Source organism: Oceanivirga salmonicida, assembly GCF_001517915.1.
GTDB classification, from domain to species: Bacteria; Fusobacteriota; Fusobacteriia; order Fusobacteriales; family Leptotrichiaceae; genus Oceanivirga; species Oceanivirga salmonicida.
Map to the genome: position 1 here is coordinate 1 of NZ_LOQI01000127.1, position 1,634 is coordinate 1,634.

Genomic DNA, 1,634 nt, shown 5'->3' on the forward strand with positions numbered 1-1,634 from the left:
TATTATTTGTTAAAATTTCTAAAAAACTATAAACTTTATCATTTAATATTTCTATATCAGATCCAACTATTTTTTTCATATCTTTATCTAAATATTTAAGTAATATATCTACACCTTTTTGCCTTATTTCTATCTCATTTCCTTTTAAATAATATGTTTTATCTAGTTTTATTCTAATATCTTTATTAAATTCTTTAGATAATTTATTTAAATCTCTTCTACAAGTAACTTTACTTATATTTAATTCCTGAGAAATTTTATTAAGACTTATTGATTTATTAGTTAACAATTTAAAATAGATATAATCTTGTCTTTCTATTGAATTAAAATTGCTGTCATTTTTTATATTTTCATATATAAAATCAATTTCTTTATTTAACTCTATTATTACATTCCCTTTTTGTATATTAAGTCTTCCAAATTTTTTCAAAATAAGATAATCTCTTAGAATAGATAACTCATATCTTAATTTTTTTTCAGAAATAAGTATTTCATTTGTTAGTAGTTTTATATTTATAATATTTTTTAAAACTACGAATTTAAATAATTGTAAACTTTTACTATTTACCATTTTTATCACCTTTCACTAAAAATATACCCTAAATATCTATAAAAAAAAGATAATTTTTTTAAATAATTTTTTCTAAATTGTTTACCCCCTTCTATTTATATTTTATAACTACTATAACAAAAAATCTAGCAAATTTAATATTAATAAGTTTTATATTTTCAAAAACAACAATAAAAAACCACAAAAGAAAAGGCATTTTCTCTTGTGGAATATTTTTTTATATTAATTATTCTTATTTTTAATTTATTTAGTTGCAATAATTTTAAATGATGGTGCATGTCCCCAAAATAATTTATCTTTTTCTGTTAACAAATTCTCATCAAATTTAGTATCTACTAAAAATTTTGAAAATCCTATATCTAACATTTCATTCAAATCCCATTGTGGTCTTATTTTATTACTTAAAAATAATTTTTTTGATAGTTCATCTTCTAATTCTTGATTATTATGTGTTTCAAGAAAATATCCTTTTTCTTTAGCAATTTTTAAATTCTTTTGATAAGTTTCTTCTATTTCAGAATTAAAATATCTCAAATTAAAATTAGCATCAAATATTATTAATTTTCCATTTGGTTTTAATATCCTATACCATTCTCTGTACGCTATAGGTGGATTATCTAAAGTCCATGTTACATTTCTACAAATTAAAATATCAAAACTATTATCATCAAAAGTAGTTTTATGAGAATCCATGGTCATAAAATTAATTTTATCTTTATTTTTACATAAAATTTTAGCTTCTTTTATCATATTATTAGTTATATCTATAGCAGTAACATCACAACCCATATCATATAATAACATTGCAAAAAAACCAGGTCCTGTTCCAATATCTAATACTTTAGAATTTTTTGGAATATCTTCTTTTAAAATTTTGTACCATTCATTTTTTTTAAAATTATCTAACTCTCCTTGAATGCATTTTCTATATACATCAGATTCATTCTCCCAAAAAGATTTAATTATCGAATTCAATGACATTTTTTCTTGTATGATATAGTCAAACGACTATACATACTTCTCCTTTCATAATTTTATATATATTTATTTATATATTTAATTT

The 1,634-nt window shown here is 19.7% G+C and carries 2 protein-coding genes; both read right to left on the reverse strand.

Features of this window, described 5'->3' with window-relative positions:
• Nucleotides 1-571, reverse strand: a 571-nt coding sequence (locus tag AWT72_RS08505) for a DeoR family transcriptional regulator (RefSeq protein WP_156413136.1), incomplete at its 3' end; no start/stop codon positions are given.
• Nucleotides 572-814: 243 nt separating this feature from the next.
• Nucleotides 815-1,552, reverse strand: a complete 738-nt coding sequence (locus tag AWT72_RS08510) for a class I SAM-dependent methyltransferase (protein WP_067143612.1) — start codon at nucleotides 1,550-1,552, stop codon at nucleotides 815-817.
• Nucleotides 1,553-1,634 lie beyond the last annotated feature (82 nt).

Bases quoted from the DNA above. Each gene is read 5' to 3' on its own strand.
- AWT72_RS08510 (WP_067143612.1), bottom strand. From the start codon at position 1,552: ATGTCATTGAATTCGATAATTAAATCTTTTTGGGAGAATGAATCTGAT.